General features: G+C 72.1%; 25 protein-coding genes and 1 pseudogene. 14 read left to right on the top strand and 12 right to left on the bottom strand.

Going from position 1 to position 25977, the window contains the following annotated elements:
- Positions 1–81: 81 nt before the first annotated feature.
- From ACFY1P_RS30020 to ACFY1P_RS29985, 8 genes are all read right to left on the bottom strand, one after another.
- The gene (locus tag ACFY1P_RS30020; protein WP_390752420.1) at positions 82–723 is read right to left on the bottom strand and encodes a DUF4360 domain-containing protein; all 642 of its coding nucleotides are present in this window, start codon (positions 721–723) and stop codon (positions 82–84) included.
- A gap of 149 nt (positions 724–872) precedes the next feature.
- Positions 873–1529 (bottom strand): DUF4360 domain-containing protein, encoded by a 657-nt coding sequence (locus tag ACFY1P_RS30015; RefSeq protein WP_361521955.1) that lies wholly within the window; start codon positions 1527–1529, stop codon positions 873–875.
- Between the two features lie 145 nt (positions 1530–1674).
- Positions 1675–3270 carry a hypothetical protein gene (locus tag ACFY1P_RS30010; protein ID WP_390752398.1) on the bottom strand — a complete coding sequence of 532 codons (1596 nt, stop codon included), beginning with the start codon at positions 3268–3270 and terminating at the stop codon, positions 1675–1677.
- Positions 3271–3462: 192 nt separating this feature from the next.
- A complete protein-coding gene (locus tag ACFY1P_RS30005; protein ID WP_361521961.1) occupies positions 3463–3867 on the bottom strand; it encodes a hypothetical protein in 405 nt (134 codons plus the stop codon).
- A 53-nt stretch (positions 3868–3920) separates the two neighbouring features.
- On the bottom strand, positions 3921–4439 hold the full coding sequence (locus tag ACFY1P_RS30000) for a hypothetical protein (protein WP_361521963.1): 519 nt from the start codon (positions 4437–4439) through the stop codon (positions 3921–3923).
- Between the two features lie 454 nt (positions 4440–4893).
- Positions 4894–6156 (bottom strand): CAP domain-containing protein, encoded by a 1263-nt coding sequence (locus tag ACFY1P_RS29995; RefSeq protein ID WP_390752397.1) that lies wholly within the window; start codon positions 6154–6156, stop codon positions 4894–4896.
- 186 nt (positions 6157–6342) lie between these two features.
- The gene (gene aceE, locus ACFY1P_RS29990) at positions 6343–9006 is read right to left on the bottom strand and encodes a pyruvate dehydrogenase (acetyl-transferring), homodimeric type (RefSeq protein WP_390752396.1); all 2664 of its coding nucleotides are present in this window, start codon (positions 9004–9006) and stop codon (positions 6343–6345) included.
- A 283-nt stretch (positions 9007–9289) separates the two neighbouring features.
- A complete protein-coding gene (locus tag ACFY1P_RS29985; RefSeq protein ID WP_361521969.1) occupies positions 9290–9988 on the bottom strand; it encodes a DsbA family protein in 699 nt (232 codons plus the stop codon).
- Between the two features lie 417 nt (positions 9989–10405).
- Here ACFY1P_RS29985 and ACFY1P_RS29980 point away from each other — a divergent pair, with 417 nt between their 5' ends.
- The 5 genes from ACFY1P_RS29980 (at position 10406) to ACFY1P_RS29960 (ending at position 14060) form a co-directional block, all read left to right on the top strand.
- Positions 10406–11560 (top strand): aminotransferase class I/II-fold pyridoxal phosphate-dependent enzyme, encoded by a 1155-nt coding sequence (locus tag ACFY1P_RS29980; RefSeq protein WP_390752395.1) that lies wholly within the window; start codon positions 10406–10408, stop codon positions 11558–11560.
- Complete coding sequence (locus ACFY1P_RS29975) at positions 11550–12047, top strand: DUF6190 family protein (protein WP_361521975.1); 498 nt, start codon at positions 11550–11552, stop codon at positions 12045–12047. Before ACFY1P_RS29980 ends, ACFY1P_RS29975 begins: the two co-directional genes overlap by 11 nt.
- A complete protein-coding gene (locus ACFY1P_RS29970; protein WP_390752394.1) occupies positions 12034–12858 on the top strand; it encodes a dihydrodipicolinate synthase family protein in 825 nt (274 codons plus the stop codon). Before ACFY1P_RS29975 ends, ACFY1P_RS29970 begins: the two co-directional genes overlap by 14 nt.
- 95 nt (positions 12859–12953) lie before the next feature.
- Positions 12954–13784: an iron-containing redox enzyme family protein gene (locus ACFY1P_RS29965; protein ID WP_361521981.1), complete on the top strand. Its 831-nt coding sequence runs from the start codon at positions 12954–12956 to the stop codon at positions 13782–13784.
- Positions 13785–14060 (top strand): Rieske (2Fe-2S) protein, encoded by a 276-nt coding sequence (locus ACFY1P_RS29960; RefSeq protein WP_390752393.1) that lies wholly within the window; start codon positions 13785–13787, stop codon positions 14058–14060.
- 72 nt (positions 14061–14132) lie between these two features.
- Here the strand turns inward: ACFY1P_RS29960 and ACFY1P_RS29955 are convergent, their stop codons facing one another.
- The 3 genes and pseudogenes from ACFY1P_RS29955 to ACFY1P_RS29945 form a co-directional block, all read right to left on the bottom strand.
- The gene (locus tag ACFY1P_RS29955; protein WP_361521987.1) at positions 14133–14402 is read right to left on the bottom strand and encodes a DUF1876 domain-containing protein; all 270 of its coding nucleotides are present in this window, start codon (positions 14400–14402) and stop codon (positions 14133–14135) included.
- A 66-nt stretch (positions 14403–14468) separates the two neighbouring features.
- Positions 14469–15101 (bottom strand): annotated as a pseudogene (locus ACFY1P_RS29950) (phosphoribosyltransferase); the annotation flags it as partial.
- A gap of 70 nt (positions 15102–15171) precedes the next feature.
- Positions 15172–15582 carry an HIT family protein gene (locus ACFY1P_RS29945; RefSeq protein ID WP_361521990.1) on the bottom strand — a complete coding sequence of 137 codons (411 nt, stop codon included), beginning with the start codon at positions 15580–15582 and terminating at the stop codon, positions 15172–15174.
- Positions 15583–15635: 53 nt separating this feature from the next.
- Between ACFY1P_RS29945 and ACFY1P_RS29940 the strand changes: the two genes are divergently transcribed.
- The 4 genes from ACFY1P_RS29940 to ACFY1P_RS29925 all read left to right on the top strand — a co-directional run bounded on the left by ACFY1P_RS29940 (position 15636) and on the right by ACFY1P_RS29925 (position 20808).
- Entirely contained in the window at positions 15636–16400 is a 765-nt protein-coding gene (locus ACFY1P_RS29940; protein ID WP_361521993.1) for a DUF72 domain-containing protein, read from the top strand.
- A 118-nt stretch (positions 16401–16518) separates the two neighbouring features.
- Positions 16519–17925 (top strand): serine/threonine-protein kinase, encoded by a 1407-nt coding sequence (locus tag ACFY1P_RS29935; protein WP_390752392.1) that lies wholly within the window; start codon positions 16519–16521, stop codon positions 17923–17925.
- 203 nt (positions 17926–18128) lie between these two features.
- Positions 18129–19427, top strand: coding sequence for a DUF6777 domain-containing protein (locus tag ACFY1P_RS29930; RefSeq protein WP_361521998.1), 1299 nt, complete (start codon positions 18129–18131; stop codon positions 19425–19427).
- A gap of 70 nt (positions 19428–19497) precedes the next feature.
- Complete coding sequence (locus ACFY1P_RS29925; protein WP_361522000.1) at positions 19498–20808, top strand: TerD family protein; 1311 nt, start codon at positions 19498–19500, stop codon at positions 20806–20808.
- A gap of 6 nt (positions 20809–20814) precedes the next feature.
- Here ACFY1P_RS29925 and ACFY1P_RS29920 read toward each other — a convergent pair whose 3' ends face one another.
- A complete protein-coding gene (locus ACFY1P_RS29920; protein WP_390752391.1) occupies positions 20815–21984 on the bottom strand; it encodes a glycosyltransferase in 1170 nt (389 codons plus the stop codon).
- A gap of 111 nt (positions 21985–22095) precedes the next feature.
- On the opposite strand from ACFY1P_RS29920, the gene ACFY1P_RS29915 reads away from it, so the two are divergent.
- The 5 genes from ACFY1P_RS29915 (at position 22096) to ACFY1P_RS29895 (ending at position 25967) form a co-directional block, all read left to right on the top strand.
- Entirely contained in the window at positions 22096–22893 is a 798-nt protein-coding gene (locus ACFY1P_RS29915; protein ID WP_361522006.1) for an aspartate/glutamate racemase family protein, read from the top strand.
- A gap of 79 nt (positions 22894–22972) precedes the next feature.
- A complete protein-coding gene (locus ACFY1P_RS29910) occupies positions 22973–23578 on the top strand; it encodes a hypothetical protein (RefSeq protein ID WP_361522009.1) in 606 nt (201 codons plus the stop codon).
- A 39-nt stretch (positions 23579–23617) separates the two neighbouring features.
- Positions 23618–24097, top strand: coding sequence for an NUDIX domain-containing protein (locus tag ACFY1P_RS29905; RefSeq protein WP_361522011.1), 480 nt, complete (start codon positions 23618–23620; stop codon positions 24095–24097).
- 507 nt (positions 24098–24604) lie between these two features.
- Complete coding sequence (locus tag ACFY1P_RS29900) at positions 24605–24805, top strand: hypothetical protein (protein ID WP_361522014.1); 201 nt, start codon at positions 24605–24607, stop codon at positions 24803–24805.
- A gap of 118 nt (positions 24806–24923) precedes the next feature.
- Positions 24924–25967: a cation diffusion facilitator family transporter gene (locus tag ACFY1P_RS29895; RefSeq protein WP_390752390.1), complete on the top strand. Its 1044-nt coding sequence runs from the start codon at positions 24924–24926 to the stop codon at positions 25965–25967.
- Positions 25968–25977: the final 10 nt, after the last annotated feature.

Here is a 25977-nt window from a genome sequence, read left to right as displayed (position 1 = left end):
TGGAGGCCGGGAGCGGCTGCTCGCCGTCACCACCGGCCTCCACGTGCGGTGCGCCCGGGTCGACTGCCTCTCGTGCGGCGGTCATTGGCCGGGCTGGGGACACTTCTTCCAGGCGAAGTGGTAGAGCGTGTTGATGTTCCCGTCGGTCGAGTCCATCGCCAGGAGGCTCGTCGTCTTGGTGGGGTCCGAGGTACCGGCGTCCACGCGCAGCTCGGTGTTGATGTTGAAATACCGGATGGCCCCGCAGGGCGCGTAGATCAAGGCGTCGATGTCGGTGGTGTCGGAGGTCTGCCAGTCGTCATTGACCGGGCCGGAGAAAGGATGGTTCATGAAGGCCGTCTGCGACATGCCCTGGAAGTAGTAATTGGCCCGCTCCAGGCCGGTGGCGCCGGGTTCGAGGCGGGCGTAACCGCGGTAGTCGGCCTGGGCGACCGCGTAGGTGAAGCCTTGCGGTACGTGCACGTTGAGGCCGAGCTGGCAGTTCTTGCGGGCGTCGGTCGGCTTCGCGCCGACGCCGACCTGCGCGACGTAGTTGCTGTAGGAAACGGTGAAGGCGGTGTTGTCCGGCGAGACCGCCACGTTGGCCGTGCCGGCGGGACAGCCGGATCCGTTGACGGACACCACATCGATCACGATCTTGTCCGGCGGAGGCACCCCGTCCAGCGCCGCCGCGCGCGGCGAGAACGACGTGGCGAGCAGCGCCGCCGCCGCACCACACATCATCACCGGTCTGATCACGGAAGACCCCTTCCCTTGCCGTGGAAGTGCCCTGGAGCCGGACGGAGAACGTGCCGCACACCCGGCGCCGGGCCGGCGGCACATCGCTCTCCGCCGGCCCGGTCCGGGATCACCTCATGCGCCGGGGCGTGCGCTCAGGGGCACTGCTTCCAGGCGAAGTGGTAGAGGGTGTTGACGCTGCCGTCGGTCGAGTCCATCGCCATGTAGCTGGTGGTCGTCGACGGGTCCGACGTCCCGGCGCCGACTCGCAACTCGGTGTTGACGTTGAGGATCCGCGAGGCGCCGCACGGGGCGTAGACGAGAGAGCTCGAGTCCGTGACGTCGGTCGTCTGCCAGTCGTCGTCGGCGGGTCCGGCGAAACGGTGGCTCACGGCGGTCGTGTTCGACATGCCCTGGAAGTAGTAGCTGGCCTTCTCCAGACCGGTGGCCCCCGATTCCAGGTGGGCGAAGCCGCGGTAGTCGGCCTCGGCGATCGCGTAGGTGAAGCCTTGCGGTACGTGGACGTTGAGGCCGAGCTGGCAGTTCTTGCGGGCGTCGGTCGGCTTGGAGCCGACACCGACCTGGGCGAGGTAGTTGCTGTACGAGACGGTGAAGGCCGTGTTGTCGGACGCGACCGCCACGGCGGCCGTACCGGCGGGGCAGCCCGATCCGTTGACCGTCACCACGTCGATGACGACCCGGTCGGGCGGTGGCACCCGCTCGGCGGCCGACGACGGTGTGAACGACGCGGCCACGAGTGCCACCGCCGCTCCGCCGATCATCAGCGGTCTGATTGCCGATCGTTGGAACATGGAGACCTCCCACACTGCTGCACGGACCCCCCTTGAGGACGCCCATGCCACCACCGGCGCTCGGGCGTGTACAGGTCAAGTTGAGCCGTCCCTGAGCGGGCGACCGGCCTCCGCTTTACCTCGCCCCGGCGTGGGTGATCCTCCGTCAGCCGCCGGCCGCCATCCGCTCCAGCGCGGCGAGCCGCTGCCGCAGTCCGCCGACCACACCGGCCGTCCCGCCGGTAGGGAGGGAGGGGCGCAGGCCGGTGCGGCGCGCCAGGAGCGCGGTCTCCAGGTCCCCGCCGACGCGGTCCAACTCCCGCTCCACCGAGCGCCGCAGGGCCCCGGTCTCCCGGCGCACGGCCGCCGGCACGTCGGCCACGAGCCCGGCGACGCGCTCCCGCACGGCGGCCCGGCCGTACGCGGTGGCGCGACCGATCTGCAACTCCGTCCGGCGGTGGTGGAGCACACCGCCGGCCGCTGCCCCCATCCCCGCACCGAGCAGGGTGCCCAGCCCGCTGGTGAGCACGGCCCCGGCCGCCGCACCGAGCGCACCGCCCACCACCATCCGCGTGGGCACCCCGGAGGGCTTCCCGCCCCGCGGCCTGCTGCCCGGGCCCGAGGCCGGGCCGTGCGCGGCGCCGTCGAGGCACACCGACGGCGGGGCACCGACCGTGACACCCTCCACGCCCTGCCGGGCGAGCGCCTCCTCCAGCTCCCGGAACGCCTCCGCGGTCGCGCGGTTGATCCGGGCCGCCCGGGCCCGCAGTCCGGGTGCGGTGGCACCGGCCCAGCCTCCGGTGCCACGGTCGAGATATCCGGCGACGAGACCCCGCGCCCGCCCCGGTTCGGCCACCTCCTGACGGTGCCGCTCCAGGAAGGTGTCCAGCCGCCGCAGCAGCTCCCCCTCCGCGGCCCGCAGCGAGGCCACGACCTCCCGCTCCGCCGCGGCCGTCTCGGCGTCCACGGCGCGGAGCACCTTCCGGCGCCCGGTCTCCAGCGCCGTACGGGCCTCGGTGCCGTCGCTCAGCCGCCGGCGCGGATCCTTGCCGCGGTCAGGGCCGGCGAGCAGCCCGGCGGCGAGATCCAGCAGGTGGACGACGCGGTCGTGGAGCAGCTGGGGCGACACCGGCGCCCTCGAGCGCAACCGCCCCTCCAGTGCCGCGGCGTCGCGGACGAGCAGGCTGTGCAGGGGCTCGGGGACGTCCGCGAGGTCCTCGGCACTCCACAGCAGACAGCCGAGCTCCGCCGGGCTGCGGCCCGTCCACTCCTCGGCGGGACCGGCGTGCAGGACGCGCCGCATCCGCCGGGCCACCAGGGCGAGTTCGTCGTCCCCGGACAGGGTGTCGGCTCCCGTGAGGACGACCAGGACGGTGCCCGGCGGGCGGGCCGCCAGAGCACCGGCCGCGGCGGTCGCCACGGGGCTGAGCAACTCGGCACAGCCCAGGGCGAGCACGACGCGGTCCGCGCGCAGCGCCTCCGCGGGATCCGTGTGCAACGCCTCCAGCGGGAACGTGCGCAGATCCAACTCCGGCAGCCGGGCGCGCAGATGCGCGGTGAGGGCCGCGCTGTCGGCCTTGGGCGAAGCGCACAGCAGGGCGCTTCGGTCGTCCCGGCCCGGCAGCGCGGCGGCGGCCTCGGCCACGGCGGTCCAGCCGTGGCGCGCGGCGGCGCGGGCGGTGTCCTCGATGAGCGCTCGCAGCTCGGTGACGAGCGCGTGGTGCGTGCGGTCCGCCGGACCAGGGGTGTCGGGATCGGCCATCACTGCTCCATCCGGGAGTGTGAGTCGGGTGTGCGGAGCCGGGCCCCGGGCACGGCGCCGCCCCTCCTGGGCGGAAGTGTGACCCGCCCGGGGGCGCGCCGGACCCGGAGCGCGGCATGGCTACGCGTGCTCGGCGTAACGGAATTCAGCGGTCCGGCCCTGCGCGGGCCGGACTGTGGAGGGCACGCTCCTTCAGGGAGCGCCCTGGCCGTCGCTGTCCGGTCCGTTCGCCGCGTCGCCGTCCTGGGAGTGCGCGGTGGGGGAGGCGTCACGGCCCAGCAGTCTGGAGACCTGACGCGACAGCTGGCCCATGGCCTGGGAGGCCGGCATCTTCTTCAGGGCGAAGATGGAGGCGACGGAAGTGACGGGCATTCCGCACAGCAGCACGCAATATCCCGCGTCGCCGCGCTGCACCATCTGATATCCCACCCAGAGATAGGCGAGGACGAGCGTGCCGGAAAGGCATTGCCCCAGCGCCGTCGTGGCATTTCCCAGGATGACGTCAAGACGCTGATTTCGGGCCTCCATGTTGATGGATCGCATGGCGCGCCGCAGATTTCTTGATTTCACATGTTCGAGATTCTTCACCAGCTCCATCAACTGATCGACAGCTACCGTCGATCCACCGGTACTTCCCCCGTTGTCCGCCATTAACGTGCCTCGCTCACGTCCACGTCCACGTCCGAGGCCAGCCGCCGAAGTGTACGGGCGATCAGATGGTCCTGGTTGGCCGGGTTCGTCACCTTGCCCACCAGAACGGCGATTTTATGATGCCGGCCTAATTCCGTGTGCTTCTCGGCTGACTGCTCGGCGTCGGTGTACTCGCGGACGATACCCGCGAGGATGGCGTTCGCCAGCTCCGGATCGTCCTGGCTGCGCCGCAGCAGCTGCTTCGCCTCCAGGTTGAGCACCTGATCCTCGGCCATGCCGCGCAGGGCGGCGCAGAACATCGAACGGGAGACCTGGAGTTCGTGCTCCCGCTGTTTGGCCAGCGCTCGGCGCAGCGCGGTGAAGAAGAGCAGGATGGCCAGGGTGGCCCCCGCGGACATCGCCCAGACCCCTATCAGCGGCCATTCCGCGTGGCTCGCGTAGGCGAGCGTGCAGAAGGCCAGGGTCGAGACCGCGGAAAGAAAGCTCCCCGTCACGGCCGCGATGCGCAGCCTGGTCAATTCCGGGTGTCTGCCGAGCTCTCCCTTGGCGGCCGTCGGTGCAGTCCCGGATATCCATTGGCCCTCTTCTTGTCGCAACGCGGATAAGAGAGCCCCGGCGCCTTTGTCGAAGGGCCGCGGCCGCGTCACGCGAGGGGCCGAACGTGCCGGAAAGGACCGGCCTGTCGGATCGGTCAGGCTGCGCACGCCAACAGCGAATTCTTTTCTCCGCACGGCGCCCCCCTGAGGTATCTCGAGCGTACCCAACGTAGCAGATCGTCAACCGTTGGTGAAGCTGTGTCGAAAGATTTAGGGGGAACGGAAAAGGTGCGTGCCCGTGTGCTCCGTCAATCCTCGCACCATGGGCCGGATTACTCGGTGGTAGAACGATCAAGTAGCTGTGAAAGAACGATTCTGTAGCGGAAATTCCGGCATCCCCGGACTCCTGTGCTAATCGCGGGGGATGGGGGACGATTCACCGGGACAGGCCGAACAGCTGTGTCCAGTAGGTACCCGCCCGGCCGCCGCCGGCAAACCCGACGCCGATGTGGGTGAAGCCCGGATCGAGGATATTGGCCCGGTGTCCAGGGCTGTCCATCCAGCCCTGGACGACCTCGGCGGGGGAGCGCTGGCCGCACGCGATGTTCTCGCCGATGCCGCGGTGGGCGCAGCCGGCGGCGGCCGCCCGGTCCCAAGGGCGGCTCCCCTCCGGGGAGATGTGCGCGTAGAAGTCGCGCGCGACCATGTCCGCGGAGTGCGCCTGCGCGGCCGCGCACAGGAGCCGGTCGTCGGCCAGCGGCGGCAGACCCGCTGACGCCCGCTCGGCGTTGGTGAGCGCGACGACCTCGGCGGCGGTCCGCGCCAGGCCCGCTTCGCTGAACGGGCTCGCCCACAGGGCCGTCCAATAGGTGGTGCCGGAGCGTGAGTCCACGGCCTGGGCGAGGCCCACGGCCGTGAGCGTGGGATCCCGCAGCGGCCGCCCGGCGTCCGCCTCGCCCAGGCAGTAGTCCAGGAACTCCTCGGGTGTACGGGGACCCGCGACCAGTTGCTCGGCCATCCCCAGATAGGCGTAGCCGCTGCCGGTGACGCGCTGGAAGACGGAGAGCCCGTCGGCCCCTTCGGCGCCGAGGTACCCCTGGGCGGCCATGGCCGCCGCGTGGCTCCGGGCGGCGGCCATGAGCCTCGGGTCCACGGTCACGGGCGGGGCGCCGGCGCTCGCCCGCCTCGAATCGACCAGCGCCGCCAGGGGATCCGGGTCCTCCTCCAGCACGTCGACACCGAAGTCGCGGGCGATCCCGGCCAGCCCGTCCGCGTATCCCTGACCGAGCGCGCGCAGCTTCCACTCGCCCCCGCGCCGGTAGATCTCCGCCAGCAGCAGCACGGTCTCGCGCGTCGGCCGAGGCGGCGTGAAACGGGCGAGCACGCCCTGGCCGCCGTCCGTCACGGACAGAGCGGGCGCGGGCAGCCGGCCGAGCGGGGTGCCCGGCGTCGCCGGGCTGACCACGAGCGTGACCCGGCTCGCTCCGGCCCGCAGCCGCGCCGGTTCCACGGTGAGCCCACCGTCGTGCAGCCGGGCCCCCGGGGCGGACGGCTGGTTGTAGAACACGAAGTCGCCGTCGCCGGTGACCTTCCCGGTGTCGTCGGTGATGAGAGCGGAGAGGTCGAAGGGGCCGGAGACCCGGAGCGACACGGGGCCGTGGGGGAGCGGGGTGTTGCCGCCGGGTATCAACTGGGTCATCGCCGCACCTGTGTCTTCTTCGTCCGTGGAAACCGGTGGAAGAACGGCTCGTGGGCGATGCGGGTTCCCGTCGGGGGCTTGCGGCCGGGGGCGGGTGGTCCCGTCCCCGCACCACCGCTCCCGAGCTACCCCTGGCCCCGCCCGGTCGCCGTCACCGGGCGGAGCCTGTTCCACGCGGCGTGCGGGTCAGCCCTCCAGGCCGTAGCGGCGCGCGGCCTCGCGGACCGTCTCCGGCTTGACCTCGCCCCGGCGGGCCAGCGCGGCGAGGGCCGCGACCGTCACCGACTGCGGGTCCACGCCGAAGTGGCGGCGGGCCGCCTCGCGGGTGTCGGAGAGGCCGAAGCCGTCCGTGCCGATGGACGTCCAGTCCTGCTCGACCCAGGGGGCGATCTGGTCGGGGACCGCCCGCATCCAGTCGCTGACGGCGAGGACCGGGCCCGGCGCGCCGTGCAGTGCCTGGGTCACGTACGGGACCCGGTCCTCGCCCTTGAGCCGCGCCGCGTCACAGGACAGGGCGTCGCGGCGCAGCTCGGTCCAGGAGGGGGCGGACCACACGTCGGCGGCCACCCCCCAGTCGTCGGCCAGCAGCCGCTGGGCGTCCAGGGCCCAGTGGACGGCCGTGCCGGAGGCCAGCAGCTGGAGGCGCGGGGCCTCGGCACCGGGACCGGCGGCCTCCTTGAAGCGGTAGAGACCCTTGAGGATGCCCTGCTCCACGCCCTCGGGCATGGCCGGCTGGACCTTGGTCTCGTTGTAGACCGTCAGGTAGTAGAAGACGTTCTCGGCGTCGGGGCCGTACATCCGGCGCAGGCCCTCCCGGACGATGACCGCGATCTCGTACGCGAACGCCGGGTCGTAGGAGACCGCCGCCGGATTGGTGGAGGCGATCAGGTGCGAGTGGCCGTCGGCGTGCTGGAGCCCCTCGCCCGTCATCGTCGTACGGCCGGCCGTGGCGCCCACGACGAAGCCGCGGCCCAACTGGTCGGCCAGCGCCCAGAACTGATCGGCCGTCCGCTGCCAGCCGAACATCGAGTAGAAGATGTAGAACGGGATCATCGGCTCGCCGTGCGTGGCGTACGAGGTGGCGGCCGCAGTGAAGTCGGCTAGCGAACCCGCCTCGGTGATGCCCTCGTTGAGGATCTGACCGTCCTTGGCCTCCCTGTAGTAAAGGAGCTGGTCGCGGTCGACGGGGTCGTAGTTCTGGCCCACGGGGGAGTAGAGCCCGGCCGAGGGGAAGAGCGACTCCATGCCGAAGGTGCGGGCCTCGTCGGGCACGACGGGCACCCAGCGCGGGCCGGTCTCCTTGTCCCGCATGAGATCCTTGACCAGTCGGACGAACGCCATGGTGGTGGCGATCTCCTGGCGGCCCGAGCCCTTGTGGAGGGCCTCGAAGGGCTTCGCCGAGGGCTCCGGCAGCGGCTTGGCGACGACCTTGCGGGCCGGGGCCGGGCCGCCGAGCGCCGCGCGGCGCTCGCGCAGATAGCGCACCTCGGGGGAGTTCTCGCCGGGGTGGGCGTACGGCACCAGCTCGCTGTCCAGCGCGCTGTCGGGGATGGGGAGGTCGAGCAGATCGCGCATCGCCCGGAACTCCTTCCCCGTGAGCTTCTTCATCTGGTGGTTGGCGTTGCGCGACTCGAAACCCGGGCCCAGCGTGTAGCCCTTGACGGTCTGCACGAGGATGACGGTCGGCGCGCCGCGGTGCTCGACGGCCGCGCGGTAGGCGGCATACACCTTGCGCGGCTCGTGGCCCGCGCGGGAGGTCCGGAAGAGCTCCAGGAGCTCGGCGTCCGCGAGGCCCGCGCCGAGGGTGTGCAGAGGGGAGCCGGGACCCTCGGCGCCGAAGAAGTGCTCGCGGAGGTAGGCCGGTTCCACGGTGGCGTACGTCTGGAACTGGGCGTCCGGGACCTCGCGCAGCCGCTTCAGCAGCGCGCCCTCGGTGTCGCGGGCGAAGAGCTTGTCCCAGGCCGTGCCCCACAGCGACTTGACGACGTTCCACCCGGCCGCGCGGAACTGGGCCTCCAGCTCCTGCACGATCTTGAAGTTGGGGCGGACCGGGCCGTCGAGGCGCTGGAGGTTGCAGTTGATGACGAAGGTGAGGTTGTCCAGCCGCTCCCGGCCCGCGAGGGCGAGGGCCGCGGTGGACTCCGGCTCGTCCATCTCGCCGTCGCCGAGGAAGGCCCAGACGTGCGACCGGGAGGTGTCCTTGATGCCGCGGTGCTCCAGATAGCGGTTGAACCGCGCCTGGTAGATGGCCGAGAGCGGGCCCAGGCCCATGGAGACGGTGGGGAACTCCCACAGCCAGGGCAGCCGGCGCGGGTGCGGGTAGGAGGGCAGTCCGTCGCCGCCGGCCTCCTGCCGGAAGCGGTCCAGCTGACCCTCCGTCAGGCGGCCTTCCAGGAAGGCGCGCGCGTAGATGCCGGGGGAGGCGTGGCCCTGGATGTAGAGCTGGTCGCCGGAGCCGTCGGCCTCCTTGCCGCGGAAGAAGTGCTGGAAGCCCGTCTCGTAGAGCCAGGCCGCCGAGGCGAAGGTCGCCATGTGGCCGCCGAGGCCCGCGCGCTGGTTGCCGCGGGTGACCATGGCGGCCGCGTTCCAGCGGTTCCAGGCGGTGATCCGGGCCTCCAGCTCCTCGTCGCCCGGATAGGCGGGCTCGGCGGAGGTCGGAATGGTGTTGAGATAAGGAGTCTCCAGGAGCGGAGGGAGGTCCAGCCCGGTCCGCTCGGCGTGTTCGGCCATACGGCGCAGCAGGTACGCCGTCCGGTTGGCTCCCCCGAACCGGGTGGCGGAGTCCAGGGACTCGCGCCACTCGGCGACCTCTGACGGGTCCTTGTCGGGCAGTTGGTCGAGCTGGGACACGGGTGATCCTCTTTCACGATCCCGGGTGGGGGACCGGGGGCACCACGTGCGGCCGCGGTGTCCCCGGCGGTGGTGACGCGCGACCGGGCATGCGGGTGAACCGGCCGCCGGAGCCCGCCGGCGAGCCCCGTCGGAACCTCTGATTCCGTGTGGTGGAACCTTGTTTCCGTCCAGCTCACGCTAGGAGCGTCAAGTTGCTGTAGTCAACATCTACCCACCGGTAATGAACGATGATCGATCATTTTTCCCCGCAGGCCCCGCCCGGGCCGTGCTGACCTGTGAGTCAGCCGGCCGCCCGCTCCAGCAGTGCCTCGTAAACGCCCCGGTCATTGGCCGTTACCTCGGGAAAGCCCGTTCCGTACGCGCCGTGCCAGCGCGCCGCGACCCCGGGATTGGCGTGATCTGATCCATCGGGGAGATAGAAGTGCGGGCTGCATGTGACGCCGTGTTCCTTCGCGCAGAGGAAGTCGCGCGCGATGAGCGCGCGGGCGCGGCCCTCGGCCAGCCCCTCGGCGATGGGCTGCGGATCGACTCCTTCCGTCTCCTTGGCGACGGCCAGCACCACCGCGTACGCCCCGATCGACCGGCTCTCCGCCCAGAAGGCGCGGCGCAGCGCCAAGTCCAGCCGCTCGGAAGCCTCCAGGCTCTGCTCCTTCGCGAGCTGGACCGCTTCCAGGGCCGGCAGGGAGGTGGAGGGGAACTTCCAGTCGGGCGCGCGCCAGAGCTGCCAGCCCGCCTCCGGCTCGATGTGTGCCACACCGCCGACCTCGGAGTCCGTGCCGGGGCGGGGGCTCGGGCCGTTGTTGAACATCTCCAGCGGGAAGGCGCGGTGGTTCAGTCGCACGCGGTCCTCCAGCCCGAGCCGCTTGCGGGTGGTGTGCAGCCGGTGCATCGCCACGTGCGCGAACGAGCACCAGATGTCGGAGAAGACGGTGATGACACCAGGACGTGTCTCGTCCCGGGGTGCGGGTGTGGTGGTCATGACGCTCCGATCGGTTTCCTGGGCGCAGCCGGGTATGTGGGTCGCGGCCGACGCCGGGTTTGTCGGATCCTGCCGCCGGAACGGCTCGCCGACAAGCCTTGAGCGATGATCGATCGTCGGTTAACGTCTGTTCCGACGGGGGTCAATTCGCGGGTGCTGCACGTCACTTCGCCGACGGGACCTCCGGCCAGGCCGGATGCGGGTCCGGCGTCATACACACGTGGTCAACGCGTTCCTGTCCAGCGCGATCCCGTTCCGCCATGTCGTGCGACTTCCTGGTTCGCAATTCCACTCAGCCGCCGTCGCCGCCCGTGCGTACCACCGTCCGGACGCCTCGGTGTGCCTTCACCGCGGGAGCCCACCGGCCCCGTGGCACCTGTCTGTTGCCCACTTGCCGCAGCCTGCGAAGGAGAACCCGTGACCGAGCAGCTTCTCGACCTCACCCAGCACGAGATCGAGGCACTCAAGACCCGTTTCAACCTCGCCGACGCCCACACACACCAGCAGCAGTCGCCGGGCCAGCGGGAGATCGTCGCCGCCCTGCCCGCTCTGTGGTACGAGGCCGAGGCGACCAAGCAGGCCGAACTCGAGGACCGCTTCAAGGAGGTCTTCTTCCGGCTGCACGGTCAGAACAGCGTCCGCGCCGAATCGACCATGCTCTCCTACGCGGCCTCCATATCGACGCTCGTCGCCGGCATGTATCTCAAACGCCACGACATCAGTGTCACCCTCGTCGAGCCGTGTTTCGACAACCTCCCCGACGTGCTGCACAACGTCGGTGTGCACCCCGTGCCCGTCCCCGAGGACGCCCTGCACGACGCCGACCGCATCTACGAGCGGCTCGCCGAGTCCGTCACCACCGACGCGCTCTTCCTCGTCGACCCCAACAACCCCACCGGCTTCAGCCTGCTCTCCCACGGCCGCAAGGGATTCGAGGAGGTCGTCCGCTACTGCGTCGACCACGACAAGCTCTTCATCGTCGATCTCTGCTTCGCCGCCTTCGCCCTCGCCGACCCCCGCTTCGGCCGCTTCGACCTCTACGAACTGCTCGACACCTCCGGTGTCCGCTACATCGCGCTGGAGGACACCGGCAAGACCTGGCCGCTCCAGGACGCCAAGTGTGCCCTGCTCACCTGCAGCCGCGACCTCTACGAGGACGTCTACAACATCCACACCAGTGTGCTGCTCGACGTCTCGCCCTTCATCCTCAACTTCCTCGCCCGCTATGTGGAGGACTCCATCGAGGACGGCATGGCATCGGTCCGCGACGTGATCACCCGCAACCGGGAGACCGCGCAGAAGGCCCTCGCCGGCAGCCTCCTGGAGCACATCGAACCGGCCGTCAATGTCAGCGTGGCCTGGTTCCGCATCCAGGACGCGGACATCAAGGCGACGGACCTCCAGCGCCACCTCGCGCAGCACGAGGTGTATGTGCTCCCCGGCACCTACTTCTTCTGGAACGAGCCCGAGCGCGGCGAGTCCTACGTCCGCCTGGCACTGGCCCGCGACCCCGGAGAGTTCCTCGCCTCGGTGACCCGCCTGCGCGAGGCGGTGGACGGCTATGGCGTCTGAGCTCTATGTGGACGCCTCCCTCTTCATGGGGATGCACAGCACCGACGCGTCCGTACGGGCCGCCTGCACGGCCTTCTTCGCGTCCCACCTGGACCGGCCCGTCGTGATGACCTACGAGGAAGTGGGCCGCTGCGACGACTACGTATGGCACGCGCCGCGCGAGGTGCAGGACGACTACTACCCCTTCATGGACGTCCTGCACTCCCTGATGCCGATCTCCCGGCGTGCCTACACGGACGCCGGCCTGGCCGCCGCCGCGGCCCTCCCCGCGGACGGGCTGCGGGTGCGCGACCGGCTGCTGCTGGCCTCGGTCGTCACCGCCGGCGGCCAGTTGGTCACCGTCAATCCGCGGCTCACCGCCCTGACCGGACTCGGACCCTCCGTGCGGGAGCCCGAACCGGCCACGGCGCGCGGTGTCTTCCCGGACGAACTCGACAAGCTCTACGAGCGGTCCCTCGTCCTGGAGGCCGACCATGCCGAACTCTGAGCGAGCGGCGGCGGTCGAGCGGCTGAAGGGCCTGCGCGGCACGCTCGTGCCGCTGGTCACCCCGGTCGACGACCGGCGCCGGGTCTGCCCGGCGAGCGTCGGGAAGCTGGTGCGGTCCCTGCGGGACGACGTCACCGGCCTCGTCCCGGCCCTCAGCACCGGCGAGGGCTGGACGCTCTCGGCCGAGCAGTGGACCGACATGGTGCGGCTGACCGTCGAGCACGCGGACGGTCTCCCCGTACTCGCCGGAGTCGCGCTCGGTGACGTGGACGGCATCCTGGCCCGCGCCCGGCTGGCGGCCGGCCTCGGCGCCGACGCGGTCGTGGTGCCCCCGCCGTTCCCCGCCGCCGACGGCACCCGCCGGGGGCTCGTCGACCACTTCGCCGAGGTCCTCGACGGCAGCCCGCTGCCGGTGTTCGTCTACCACGAGCACGTGGAGTCCAAGGCGCCCCTCGACATCGACGCGCTGCGGAAGGTCTGCGACCTGCCCGGCGTCGTCGGCGTCAAGGACTCCAGCGGCTCGGCCGAGTTCACCCGGCAGCTGCTGGACAACCCCGCGGGCGTGCCCGTCTTCCAGGGCTGGGAGCACCTGCTCACCCAGGCACCCGGGGTGCAGGGCTTCGTCGGGCCGCTGGCCAACCTCGAACCCTCCGTCTGCGCCGCCGCGCTCGCGCGGGGCGATGCCGAGGCACAGGCCCGCGTCGACGCGCTGTCCGAACACCTCCGGCTGCTGACGGACGACTGGTATCTGCACGTCAAGGCGGAACTGGTCCGCCGGGGCGTCATCGGCACCGCGCTGGCCGTCAACTGACCGTACGCGCCGTCCCGGACGCGCCGCCCACCGCGGGTGCGTCCGGGCCGGGGCCCAACCGAATCCGTGAATCCGTGATCCGCCGGGAGTCTTCCGTGACCACCACGACCCGTACGGCCGGCAGCCGCCTCTTCGTACTCAACCGCTCCATACCCACCCCCGATGAACTGCGCGAACTGCACGACCTGGAGGAGCGGCTGATCGTGAGCCGCGCCCGGGAGATCGAGGCGGCCGCCCCGGAGATGCCCGACCGCGCGGCCCTGAGCCGGCAGATGAAGGCCCTGCTCGACGCGGAGAAGGCCGACGCGCCCGAGTTCGAGCGCGTCATGGCCGAGGACCTCGACCGCGAGCAGTTCAAGGAGGTCGTCGCGCAGTTCGCCGTGGACGGCCTGACCGAATCGGAGTCCTTCCTGCCCATCGTCTGGCGGCTCCCGAAGAAGGCCAAGATGGCGGTCTTCCGGGTGCTCGTCGACGAGTTCGGCTGCGGCAACCTCGACCAGGCGCACTTCAACATCTACCGCGACCTGATGACCGAGCTCGGCATGTCGCTGGAGGTCGGCGACTACCTCGACCGCACCAACGAGGAGACGTTCGCCTACGTCAACACCTTCTTCTGGGCGGCCGCCCGGGCACCGCGCCCGGAGTATTTCCTGGGAGCGCTGTGCTATCTGGAATCCAGCATCCTCTACGCGTTCCAGTGCTTCGCCGACGCCGCCACCAGGCTCGGCCTGAGCGGTGCCCGCTACTACACCGAGCACCTGCACATCGACAACTTCCACGCCAAGGAACTCCAGGTCGCCATCCGGGAGTTCGACGCCGAGGCCGACCTGCACCCGGCCAAGGTGTGGACGGGCTTCAAGCTCGCCAGCGACGTCATCGGCGGTGCCACCGAGGCAGCCGTCGCCTCAGCGCTGAAGGTGGGCTGAATGCCGGACACGACAGAAGCGGTCTCGGTCGAGCAGATCAGTGAGGACCGCATCCGGATACGTATCGGTGACCGGGAATTCGAATCCGATTCCCTGTGCCCGCACCGCAAGGGATTCCTCGCCCACGGCTATGTCAACGCCGCCCGGCTGCGGATCACTTGCCCCCTGCACCACTCGAGCTTCTCCCTGGAGACCGGCGAGGCCGTCACCGGCCCCACCCGCACCCCGCTGTGCGTACGGGAGACCACCGCGCGGCTGACCGAGCCGGTGAACTGACGGGCCGGGCCGCACCGGTCGCGCGGAAGCACGCCCATGTGCTCCCGCGCGACCGGATCGCCGGCGGTCCGGTCAGTGCGTCAAATGCGCGGGCTCGTGGGTGAGTTCCTCGATGTCGACCCCGGCCTTCTCCAGCAGCTGTTCGGCGAGGCCGTACAGCGCGCGGGCCGCCGCGACCTCCTCGCCGACCCGCTGCTGACTCGGGTCGTCCGGATTACGGTTGGTGACTCCGTGCGCCGTGAAATCCGTGCCGTCGCGCATACGCAGCCGCGCCGCCGCCTGTGTCAGCGGCCCGGCCTCACGGAATTCCAGATCGATGGTGCACTCGACGATCGTCTCCATGGCAATCACACCTCCAGCGATTCACGGCCCGGCGTCGTCCCGGCCGCCGCCGGGGCCGGGCGGTGCCGTGCTGCTGCGCCGCAGCAGTTCGACGACCTCCTCGTCCGATGTCTGGGAGAAGTCCTGATACCACTCGCCGACCGCGAAGAAGACGGCCGGCGTGGAAAGGCAGACCAGCTCGTCCACCTCCGCGCGCAGCTCCTCGGCAGCGTCCGGCGGGGAAACCGGCACCGCGAGCACCACCCGGGCGGCGTCATGGACCCGTGCCACCCGGCAGGCGGCCGCCGCGGTCGCGCCCGTCGCGACGCCGTCGTCCACCACGACCGCCGTACGGCCCGCGAGCGGGATCCGCGGCCGTCCGGCGCGGAACCGGTCGGCCTGCCGGGCGAGTTCGGCCTCCTCGCGGCGCTGCACCTCCGCGAGGTCGTCCTCGTCCACCCGGCCCATCCGGATGATGCTGTCGTGGACGATCCGTACGCCGTCCTCGCCGATGGCACCGAAGCCCAGCTCCGAGTGGCTGGGCACGCCGAGCTTGCGGACCAGGATCACATCCAGCGGGGCCGCCAGGGCCTCGGCCACCTCGAAGGCCACCGGCACACCCCCGCGGGGCAGCCCGAGCACGATCGTGCTCCCGTCCCGCAGGTGCCCCAGCCGCTCGGCGAGCCGCCGCCCGGCGTCCACGCGGTCGCGGAACCTCACGCTGGTCATGTATCCAATATGGCCAGCTTCGCCCGGATAGTCCATGGCGGGCCCGTCATCCCCGGCACAGCTAGCCGAAAGCGTCCCGCACCCGCGCCGCCACCAGCGCCGCCTCCTCCCGCGACGCGTAGCGCGTCCGCGGCCAGAAGAACCCCCGCAGGCCGTCCTTGCGATTGCGCGGCACGACATGCACATGGAAATGCGGCACCGACTGGCTGATCCGGTTGTTGGCCGCGACGAACGACCCGGCGGCGCCCATGCCCCGCTCCACGGCCCCCGCCACCCGCTGCACCCGGGTGAAGAACGGGCCGACCTCCTCCACCGGCAGATCGGTGAGCGTCTCGGCGTGCCGCTTCGGCACGACCAGCACATGCCCGGGGAAGAGCGGCCGGGCGTCCAGGAAGGCCACCGCCGTCGCGTCCTCGAAGACCCGGTGGGCGTCCGACCCGCCCGCCGCGATGGCACAGAAAACACAGTCCACGACGTCGCACCTCGCTGGTGGCGGATCCGGTCTCCCCGGGCAAGGATCATGCCATGCCCCTGCTCGTCGGAACCTCGGGATGGCAGTACAAGGACTGGCGCGGCGACCTCTACCCCGCCGACGTGCCGCAACGGCTGTGGCTGGAGGAATACGCCCGCCACTTCACCACCGTCGAGAACAACAACTCCTTCTACCGCCTGCCCGAGACGACCACGTTCGCCGACTGGCGCGAGCGCACGCCCGACGGCTTCGTGATGGCAGTCAAGGCCAGCCGCTATCTGACCCACATCAAGCGGCTGCGCGAACCCGAGGAGCCGGTCGACCGGCTGATGCGGCGCGCCGCCGGCCTGGGGGAGCGGCTCGGGCCCGTACTGCTCCAGCTGCCGCCCACCCTGCGCGCCGACCCCACCGCCCTGGACGCCACGCTCCGCTGCTTCCCCGCCGGCACCCGGGTGGCCGTCGAACCCCGCCACGCGTCGTGGTGGACGGACGAGGTGCGGGCCGTGCTGGAGGACCACGGCGCGGCGCTGTGCTGGGCGGACCACGACTCCCGGCCCGTGACGCCGCTGTGGCGGACGGCCAACTGGGGCTACGTCCGCTTCCACTGCGGCCGGGCCCGGCCGTGGCCGCACTACGGGCGGCAGGCGCTCGCCGGCTGGGCGCGGCGGATCGCCGAACACTGGCCCGACCAGGCCGATGTCCACGCCTACTTCAACAACGACCCCGGCGGAGCGGCCGTCCACGACGCCGCTGCCTTCGCCCGCGCCGCCACCGCGCGTGGCCGCACCGTGACCCGGACGCCGGACCTCCGCGGCTGAGCGCCACAGGAAGCCGTACCACCGGGAACGGGAACGCGGGCCGCGTCGTCAGAGCAGGTGTGGCCCGAACGCGCACGGCCCGGAAACGCGCCGTCCGTACGGGGAGGGGGCATACGGCATGGACGCGGAGCATGGACCACCACTGCTCGCCGGGCGGTACCGGCTGATCGACCGGCTCGGCAGCGGCGGCATGGGAACCGTCTGGCGCGCCGTCGACGAACTGCTCGACCGGGAGGTCGCCGCCAAGGAGGTCCGGGCCCCCGAGCACCTGCGGGAGCAGGACGTACGGATCCTCTACGCGCGCCTCAAACAGGAAGCCCGCGCCGCCGCCCGCGTCAGCCACCCGAACGTCATCACCGTGCACGACGTCGTGGAGCAGGACGGCCGCCCCTGGATCGTGATGGAGCTGGTGCGCGGCCGCTCCCTCGCGGACGTGCTCCAGCACGAGGGCGTGCTGCTGCCCAAGGAGGCCGCGAGGGTCGGCTCGATGGTGCTCCAGGCGCTGCGCAGCGCGCACTCCTCCGGGGTGCTGCACCGCGACGTCAAACCGGCCAACGTGCTGCTGGAACCCGGCGGCAGGGTGGTCCTCACCGACTTCGGCATCGCCCTCGTCGAGGGCTCCGGCACCCTGACCCGCACCGGTGACCTGGTCGGTTCCCCCGACTTCCTCGCCCCCGAGCGCGCGCTGGGACAGCGCCCCGGGGCCCCCTCCGACCTCTGGTCGCTCGGGGCGACGCTCTACGCGGCGATCGAGGGCGTCTCGCCCTTCCGGCGCGGCTCGCCCCTGAGCACGCTCCAGGCCGTGGTCCAGGACGACCCGCCGCCGCCCCGGCGCGCCGGCCCCCTCACCCCGCTGCTCGACGGCCTGCTCCGCAAGGACCCGCAGACCCGGATGGGCTCGGCGGAGGCCCAGCGGATGCTCGACGCCGTGGCCGCGGGACACATGACCACGCAGCCCGGCTGGACCGGCGCCGGGGGATACGTCCCCACGGAGCGGGCGGCGCCGACCCCCCAGCCGCCGCTTCCCCCGAGCCCGCCCGCCCAGGGCGACGCGTCGGTCTCCACCTTGGGCTCGGGACCGGTCGCGCCGCTGTACAGCGCCGGCCCGGCGGCGTACTCCCCGGCCCCGCCGCCACCGCCGTACGCGGGCGGCGCGGGCGGTCCGGCGGTGGGTGCCGGGTATCCGGCGGGCGGTGCCTACCCGGTGCTCGTCACGCCCCCGGGCGGCCGGCGCAGGCTGGTCGCGCTGCTCCTCGGCTCGCTGCTGGCCCTGCTGCTCATCGGCGGCGGCACCGCCGCCGTGCTCGCGGCCCGGGGCAACGGCGACTCCGGCACGCAGAACCCCGCGGGGGTGTCGAGCTCGGCCTCCGACTCCGCGGGCGACGGGGGACAGGAGAGCCCGGCCCCCGCCACGGACTCGCCGGACTACCCCTCGCCCGCTGCCACCCGGCCGACGACCCCGGCGGGTGGCAGCACGCCCGGGTCCTGCAACGGGGGGTGGCTGTCGACATGCGGACCGGGGTGAGGCTTCCCCGCGCGTAGGACTCATGTGCAGGACCCAGGATCAGTTCATGCCGGCTATCGGGGGGTGCGTTCATGCGGCTGGTGTCAGTTCCCATCGCGAGTGTTCGGTTCAGGCGGGCTCCGTTCGGGCGGGCAACGCACATATCCACCGCGCCACGCGCGGCCCGAAGGCGCCGGAGGCTGCGCGCCGTCGCGCTCCTCACCGTGCCCGCGCTGCTCGGCGGCTTCGCCGTGGCGGGGTGCACGACAGCACAGAAGAAGAAGGCCGCCGAGCTCACGCTGGAGGCCGTGGGAGCGATGGGCGACCACCCGTTCCTGCGGAACCCCGGCACCGACCTCAAGGGCGTCAACTCCCCGACGGGCGGCGGCGGTACGAAGCCGGTGGACGCCCGCGGTGCCTTCGGCGGCACCCCCGGCACCGTGCACTGCGACAAGGCGCTGCTGATCAAGCAGATCACCGGGGACCCCGTCGAGGCGAAGGCGTGGGCCCAGGCGCGCGGCATCGACCAGAACAGCATCGCCGCGCACATCGAGAGCCTCACCGAGGTGGTCCTGCTCGACGACACCCTCGTCGAGAACCACGACTACCAGGGCGACGGGCAGACCAGGGAGTATCTCTCGGTGCTCCAGAAGGGCGTCGCCGTCCTCAACGACCGGTACGAAGGGCCCGCGGTGAAGTGCAACTGCGGCAACCCGCTCGGGGAACCCGACCACGACGTGGATCTCAAGGCGTCGACCTACATCGGGACACGCTGGGAGACCTTCAGCGAGACCACGGTCACCGTCATCGCGCCCCGGGACCCGCAGAAGGGCCCGGTCAAGGAGGTTCCGCTGGTCGACCCCTTCGAGAACGACAAGGCCTTCGACCGGGGAGCGGGCACGGACGGCAACCACGACTCGGCGACCTTCCACTGGACCCCGCCGCCCCGCAGCACGCCGTCCTCACCGGGGCACACGTCCGGCACGGGTCCGGCCTCGCCGGAGGGTTCGGCCGGCATACGTACACCGGACGGCACCGCTACGCGCACTCCCACAGGCGGGCAGGAGCCCTCACAGGCGGCCGAGCCACCCTCGGGCGCCACCGCACCGACCACCGCGCCGCCGACGGGCGGCTCCCGGCCGCCCGCGAGCAAGGCCCCGCCGACCGGAACCCGCACCAGCACTCCGCGGCCACCGGCCTCCGCGGAGGAGGTGGCCCCGACCAAGGCTCCGCCGACCAAGGCCGTCAAGTCCCCGCACGCCGCGACCGAGGAGCCCTCCGCGAAGGTCAAGTCCCCGCCGCCCAAGGAGGATCCGCCGCCCGCCAGGACACCGCGCGCGGAGGCCAGGACGCCGCCCACGGCGGCCGAGCCCGTGCGGCCGACCTCCGCGGTGAAACCGGAAGCTCCGCCGCACCCCGGGACGGTGCACCCGACCGCACCCGCCGAGCCCCCGGCGGAACCCAGGCAGTCAGCCGACGCGCACGGCACCGGCTCCTCCGGGACGCATCACGGGAATCAGTGATTCCGGGGACAAACCGCCGTCAGGGTACGTTGGGTGCCGGAAACGACGGGACTGTTCAGAGGGGTGGAGCATGGGGATGCTCAAGGGCACCAACATCCGGATTCCGGCACCGGCCGTGCGGATCGAGCTGGGCTGGCGCACAGGCCCCGGCATACCGGACGTCGATGCCTCCGCGCTGCTCCTGACCACCGGCAGGGTCCGCTCGGACGCGGACTTCGTCTTCTACAACCAGGCCGTCCACCCCTCCGGCGCCGTCCGTCACGAAGGCAAGCACCCCATGGGTGACGCCGTGACCGACACCCTCACCGTCGATCTCGCCTCCGTCGAGCCCGCGATCGAGACCGTCGTGCTCGCCGCGTCCGCCGACGGAGGCACCTTCGGCCAGGTGCCCGGACTGCACATCCGCGTCCTCGACCAGGCGACCGGCGCGGAACTGGCCCGGTTCGACAGCTCGGACGCCACTGTCGAGACCGCCTTCGTCCTCGGCGAGCTCTACCGCCGCCAGGGCGAGTGGAAGTTCCGGGCCGTCGGCCAGGGCTACGACACCGGCCTGGCCGGCCTCGCCACCGACTTCGGGATCTCCGTCGACGAACCCCGGCCGACGCCTCCGGCACCGGCTGTCCCGGCCGCCCCGCCCGCGCCGTACGGCCAGCCCGTCCCGCCCGCGCAGGCGGCCGTGGCGCCTCCGGCGCCGCCCGTCGCCCCGCCGCCCGCGGCCCCGGCCCCCACGCCCGTGCGCCTGAGCAAGGTCACGCTCACCAAGGACAAGCCGACCGTCTCCCTCACCAAGCAGGGCGGCACCTCCGGCGCGCTGCGCGTCAACCTCAACTGGCAGATGCGCAAGCAGGCCAAGAGCGGCTGGCAGGCGAAGCTCGGCCAGGCCATGGCCATGGCCACGCAGGGAGACCTGGACCTCGACCTCGGGGCCCTGTTCGAGCTCAACGACGGCCGCAAGGGCGTGGTCCAGGCCCTCGGCAACTCCTTCGGCTCGCTGCACCAGCCGCCCTACATCCACCTCGACGGCGACGACCGCACCGGCGCCTCCGCGGCCGGTGAGAACCTGACCGTCAACCTCGACCACATCGCCGACTTCCGGCGCATCCTCATCTTCGTGACGATCTACGAGGGCGCCCGCAGCTTCGCCGGTCTGCACGCCACCGTCACCCTCCAGCCGCAGCACGGCGCACCCGTCGACTTCTCGCTCGACGAGTGCACCGTGGCCTCCAACGTCTGCGCCCTCGCCCTGATCACCAACAACGGCGGTGACCTCGTCGTCCAGCGCGAGGCCCGCTACCTCGTGCCGGACCGCGGCGTCAGCCCGCAGCGCACGCTCGACCGCGCGTACGGCTGGGGCATGAACTGGACACCCGGCCGCAAGTGACCCCGCTCAGGGCGCGGCCTCCGGGCGGGCGTACGTCCGTCCCTTCCAGGCCGCGCCCCGGCCGCGGTAGTGCTGCACCGCGGAATCCACCGTCATCAGCAGATAGAGCAGACCCGTGAACGGCAGCAGCGGCGCCAGCGCCGGCGACTGCCGGTAGTAGCGCAGCATCGGCACGTACGTACCGGTCATCGCCGCCCACGCGGCCGCTCCCGCCGTGAGCGTCACGGTGTGCCCCGTCAGCGCCCCGGTCAGCACGGCGGCCGGCGGCGCGAGATAGATGACCGCCATCCCCGCGACGGTGCCGGCCAGCAGCAGCGGATTGTGGCGCAGCTGTGCGTACGCGCTGCGCGAGACCATCCGCCACAGCGGAGCGAGCCCCGGATACGGCCGGACGCTGTCCACCCGCTCCGCCAGCCCCAGCCAGATCCGGCCGCCGCTCCGTTTCACCGCCCGCGCCAGCGACACGTCGTCGATCACCGCCTGCCGGATGCTGTCGGGGATCTGGGCCCGCTCCGCCGCCTCCCGGCGCAGCAGTACGCAGCCGCCCGCGGCCGCCGCCGTGCGCGCGGCCGGCCGGTTGATCCAGCGGAACGGATAGAGCTGGGCGAAGAAGTACACGAACGCCGGGACCACGAGCCGCTCCCAGAAGCTCGCCACCCGCAGCCGCGCCATCTGCGACACCAGGTCCAGCCCGCCCGACCGCGCGGCCGCCACCAGCTCCCGCAGGCTGTCCGGCTCGTGCGCGATGTCCGCGTCCGTCAGCAGCAGATACTCCGCGTCCGTACGGGCACGGGCGAGCGCCATGCCGTGCCGCACCGCCCACAGCTTGCCGGTCCAGCCCGGCGGCGGCTCGCCGGGCGAGTCCACGGTCAGCGGCAGACCGCCGCGGCCGTCCGCGAGGGAGCGGGCCAGCGCGCCGGTGCCGTCCGTACTGCCGTCGTCGACGAGGAAGATCTCCGCCCGCCCCGGGTAGTCCTGCGCGAGCAGCGACGGCAGGCTCGACGGCAGCACCTCCGCCTCGTCGCGGGCCGGGACGACGATCGCCACGGACGGCCAGTCGTCGGGCGGCGTGCGCGACGGGAGTCGCACGTCCGTACGCCAGAAGAAGCCCTGCCCCAGCAGCAGCCAGACCCACGCGGCCAGGGAACCGACAGTGATCCACATCAGCGTGCTCATCCGTCGCAGTCTGCCGCACGGCATCCCTGACCGGGGGACTTTCGCCGCTCCCGCTTCGCCCCGGTCCGCCGCGGCCGGGGCCCGTCGGCGCCCATCCATTAAAGTGACCGGGTGAAGATCGCGCTCATTGACTCCGGAAACGGCCTCCTGGCGGCGGCCGCCGCTGTGCACCGCCTGCGGCCCGACGCCGATCTCGTGCTCTCCTCCGACCCCGCGACGATGCCGTGGGGCCCGCGGACCCCCGAGGACCTCATCGAGAAGGCGCTGAACTGCGCCCGCGCCGCCGCCGCGCACCGTCCGGACGCGCTGATCGTCGCCTGCAACACCGCTTCCGTGCACGCCCTGGCCGCCATACGCGCCGAGCTGGAGCCCGCTCTCCCGGTGATCGGGACCGTGCCCGCGGTCAAGCCCGCCGCGGTCGGCGGCGGCCCGTTCGCCATCTGGGCGACCCCGGCCACCACCGGCAGCCCCTACCAGCGCGGACTCATCCGTGACTTCGCCTCCGGCGTCCGGGTCACCGAAGTGCCCTGCCCCGGTCTCGCCGACGCCGTCCAGCACGCCGACGCGGCCGGCATCGAGGCCGCCGTGGCCGCCGCAGCTGCCCTCACCCCGCGCGATGTAAGGGCCGTCGTCCTGGGCTGCACCCATTACGAGCTGGTCGCGGAGCGTATCCGTGAGGCCGTTCAGCCGCTCCTGCGTCCCTCGGACGAGCCCCTCGTGCTGCACGGTTCCGCCGAGGCCGTCGCCGCCCAGGCGCTGCGCCGGATCGGTGCCGCGCCTGCCCCCGACGCCGACCCGTCGGGCAGCCTTACGGTGCTGTTCGGCGGCCGTGAGGCGGCCCTGGAGCCGTCCTCCCTCAGCTACGCGGAGGGCCGCTCCCTGAGCGCGGTCGGCGCCGTACGCCCCTGACCGCGGCGCGGCCACACGATCCGGTTCCGTCCGCGCAGCACCCCTGCCGCGGTGGCGGAAGGTGAGTAGGCTGCGTCATATGAGGGACCACTCCAAGGGCCCGCAGGGCCACGAGGGCGACGAGAAGCCGGACGCGGTCGGAACCCCTTCCCCAGCCGACAGCGGCACCGAACTCGGCGTCTGGACCGGCCGTGCGACCAACCGGATCCAGTGGCTGCTGGCCGCCGCCGGCGCAGCCTGCTTGGCGCTGGGCGTCGAGCTGGCCGTCGACAGCGCGTGGACCTCGGGGCTGGCCCCTCTCGTCATGTCGGTCGTCGGCTGCGTCGCCGCGGGCCTGCTGATGCTCTACGGCACCCTCGCGTTCGTCCATGTGGCGGTACGGGTGGACACCGAGGCGCTGGAAGTGCGCTGCGGCCACATCGGGGTGCCCCGCACCCGCATCCCGCTGGCCCACGTGGTCGGCGCCGACTTCGCACCCCGCGTCACCCCACGCCAGTGGGGCGGCTGGGGCTATCGCTGGCGACCCGAGAAGGGCACGGCCGTGGTCGTGCGCCGGGGCGAGGGCTTCGTGCTCCGTCTGGGTGACGGGCGTTCCTTCACCGTCACGGTGGACGACGCGGAGGCCGCGGTGCGGGTGATCCGTGACGGCCTGCGCCGGGCCGCCGGGCGCCGGGCCGCCGCCTGACCGGGGAGAGCACCCCCGGGCACCCTCTAGGCTCGACCCATGCCGACGCCCGACTTCATCACAGACCTCCGCGCCGTCGCGGGCCACCAGCTGCTCTGGATGCCCGGGGTGAGCGCCATCGTCCTCGACGACACCGGCCGGGTCCTCCTCGGCCGCCGCGCGGACTCCGGCGAGTGGTCGATCATCGGCGGCATCCCCGACCCGGGCGAGCAGCCCGCCGCGGCGATCGTCCGTGAGGTCTACGAGGAGACCGCCGTCCACTGCGTCCCCGAGCGCGTCCTCCTCGTCCAGGCCCTGGAGCCCGTCACCTACCCCAACGGTGATCATTGCCAGTTCATGGACATCTGCTTCCTCGCCCGCGCGGTCGGCGGCGAGGCGCGCGTCAACGACGACGAGTCGCTGGAGGTCGGCTGGTTCGAGCCGGACGCGCTGCCGCCGATGGAGGACTTCGCGCTCTCACGCATCAAGCAGGCGACGGCGGGCGGCCCGACGTGGTTCGAGGGGATCGGGGAGCGCTGAGGCGGGGCCGCCGATCCGTGCCCGGCGCCGGCCGGTTGCCATGTCAAGGTTGCGACAAGTAGACGCGCCCGTACGCAAGTACGGGACTATGCTGCTGAACGTTCCACCGAACCTGACCAGGCAGCGGTGAACCAGCCGTGCGGGCTGGACCTCTCGGCGCCCCCGTGCGCCCCGGCCGGAAGGAGGCGAGAGACATGAATGCCAATTGCGCGAGTCCGGGCCACAGTAGGCCCCCCACCCGCATGTCCTCGCTGACTTCCGGCACGCGGTAACTCCCGCTCCCTGCGCGCGCCTTCGCGCCCGCTCCCGCCCCGGCACCCGTGCGGCCCTCTGCCGCCCCGGGCCGTCGGGCTGCGCGCTCGCGGTAGGGGTGGCCGCCGCGTGCCCCGAAACCGCCGGGCCTTCGCGCGCCTGAGCCAAGGGCCCCGGCTTCTCCGCCCACTTTCCGCAGCCACCGGCTGTGCCATGCCTTCTTCCGGCATGCCGCTTCATGGAGGTGACCTTCGTATGTCCGTCCTTCCCGCCATCCGCACCCGCTGCGCGCCGCCGCACGTCGTCCCGGCCGTCCGCGCCTTCCTCGGCGAGGTCGTCCGGCGCGTGGCGGCCGGGGCCGTCGACAGCCCCGTCCTCCAGGTCCTGGGCGCCCCGGCCTACGCCCGCACCGCGATCGGCCACACCACGCCCGGGCGGCCCCGTGGCGGCGGCTGACCCGGCCCAGCCGGTGCCACGGACGTTCATGCAGGTCAGAGCGTTCTTATGGGTGTTGATAACGGTCACCAGTGCAGCCTTTGGATCTTTCGCCGATATGCGCTTCACTCACTGCGTCATGACCACCGGCAAGCGGGGAGGGCGCGCCATGGGCGGCCGGCACGAACACGAGCACGACCATGAGCACGAGCACGGAAGCGGGCACGGCGGTCACGCGCACGGGGTGGCCGCCGATGCCGACCGGCGCTGGCTGACCATCGCGCTGGCGCTGATCGGGACGTTCATGGCGGTCGAGGTCGTCGTGGGTGTCCTCGCCGGGTCACTGGCGCTGCTGTCGGACGCCGCGCACATGCTCACGGACGCCGCCTCGATCGTCCTGGCGCTGGTGGCCATGCGGCTCGCGGCCCGCCCCGCGCGCGGGAGTTACACGTTCGGCCTCAAGCGCGCCGAGATCCTCTCCGCGCAGGCCAACGGCATCACCCTGCTGGTGCTGTCCCTCTGGCTGGCGTACGAGGCCGTGTGGCGCCTGCTCGCCCCGCCCGAGGTCGACGGCGGCCTGGTGCTGACCACCGCGCTCGTCGGCATCGTGGTCAACGTCGCCGCCGCGTGGTGCCTTTCGAAGGCCAACCGCAGTTCGCTGAACGTCGAGGGCGCCTTCCAGCACATCCTGACGGACCTCTACGGATTCATCGCCACCGCGGTCTCCGGAGCCGTCGTGCTGCTCACCGGCTTCGCCCGCGCGGACGCGATCGCCTCGCTGATCGTGGTGGTCCTGATGCTGCGGGCCGGCTACGGCCTGGTGCGCGCCTCCGGCCGGGTCTTCCTGGAGGCCGCCCCGGCGGAGATCGACCCCGACGCGGTCGGGGACCGCATGGCCGCCGCAGCGGACGCGGTGGAGATCCACGACCTGCACGTATGGCAGATCACTTCGGGTCAGACGGCCCTGTCCGCCCACGTCCTGGCCGCACCCGACGCGGACTGCCACGCCCTGCGGCGCGAGCTGGAGCACATACTGGAGCGCGAGTACCGCGTCACCCACACCACGCTTCAGGTCGATCACGCCACCGAAGAGGTCCTGGCCCTCGCCGCGCCGGGGGAGCGGCACCCGCACTGCGGGGGCTCCCACGGCACGGCCCATCACAAGGGCGCACACGCACACTGATCCCCAGGTC

Source organism: Streptomyces sp. NPDC001407 (assembly GCF_042895325.1).
Lineage (GTDB): Bacteria > Actinomycetota > Actinomycetes > Streptomycetales > Streptomycetaceae > Streptomyces.
This window is presented reverse-complemented; position numbering and strand designations above follow the sequence as displayed.

Bases quoted from the DNA above. Each gene is read 5' to 3' on its own strand.
- ACFY1P_RS30020 (WP_390752420.1), bottom strand. From the start codon at position 723: ATGATGTGTGGTGCGGCGGCGGCGCTGCTCGCCACGTCGTTCTCGCCG.
- ACFY1P_RS30015 (WP_361521955.1), bottom strand. From the start codon at position 1,529: ATGTTCCAACGATCGGCAATCAGACCGCTGATGATCGGCGGAGCGGCG.
- ACFY1P_RS30010 (WP_390752398.1), bottom strand. From the start codon at position 3,270: ATGGCCGATCCCGACACCCCTGGTCCGGCGGACCGCACGCACCACGCG.
- ACFY1P_RS30005 (WP_361521961.1), bottom strand. From the start codon at position 3,867: ATGGAGCTGGTGAAGAATCTCGAACATGTGAAATCAAGAAATCTGCGG.
- ACFY1P_RS29995 (WP_390752397.1), bottom strand. From the start codon at position 6,156: ATGACCCAGTTGATACCCGGCGGCAACACCCCGCTCCCCCACGGCCCC.
- ACFY1P_RS29985 (WP_361521969.1), bottom strand. From the start codon at position 9,988: ATGACCACCACACCCGCACCCCGGGACGAGACACGTCCTGGTGTCATC.
- ACFY1P_RS29975 (WP_361521975.1), top strand. From the start codon at position 11,550: ATGGCGTCTGAGCTCTATGTGGACGCCTCCCTCTTCATGGGGATGCAC.
- ACFY1P_RS29970 (WP_390752394.1), top strand. From the start codon at position 12,034: ATGCCGAACTCTGAGCGAGCGGCGGCGGTCGAGCGGCTGAAGGGCCTG.
- ACFY1P_RS29960 (WP_390752393.1), top strand. From the start codon at position 13,785: ATGCCGGACACGACAGAAGCGGTCTCGGTCGAGCAGATCAGTGAGGAC.
- ACFY1P_RS29955 (WP_361521987.1), bottom strand. From the start codon at position 14,402: ATGGAGACGATCGTCGAGTGCACCATCGATCTGGAATTCCGTGAGGCC.
- ACFY1P_RS29940 (WP_361521993.1), top strand. From the start codon at position 15,636: ATGCCCCTGCTCGTCGGAACCTCGGGATGGCAGTACAAGGACTGGCGC.
- ACFY1P_RS29935 (WP_390752392.1), top strand. From the start codon at position 16,519: ATGGACGCGGAGCATGGACCACCACTGCTCGCCGGGCGGTACCGGCTG.
- ACFY1P_RS29925 (WP_361522000.1), top strand. From the start codon at position 19,498: ATGGGGATGCTCAAGGGCACCAACATCCGGATTCCGGCACCGGCCGTG.
- ACFY1P_RS29920 (WP_390752391.1), bottom strand. From the start codon at position 21,984: ATGAGCACGCTGATGTGGATCACTGTCGGTTCCCTGGCCGCGTGGGTC.
- ACFY1P_RS29910 (WP_361522009.1), top strand. From the start codon at position 22,973: ATGAGGGACCACTCCAAGGGCCCGCAGGGCCACGAGGGCGACGAGAAG.
- ACFY1P_RS29905 (WP_361522011.1), top strand. From the start codon at position 23,618: ATGCCGACGCCCGACTTCATCACAGACCTCCGCGCCGTCGCGGGCCAC.
- ACFY1P_RS29900 (WP_361522014.1), top strand. From the start codon at position 24,605: ATGTCCGTCCTTCCCGCCATCCGCACCCGCTGCGCGCCGCCGCACGTC.
- ACFY1P_RS29895 (WP_390752390.1), top strand. From the start codon at position 24,924: ATGACCACCGGCAAGCGGGGAGGGCGCGCCATGGGCGGCCGGCACGAA.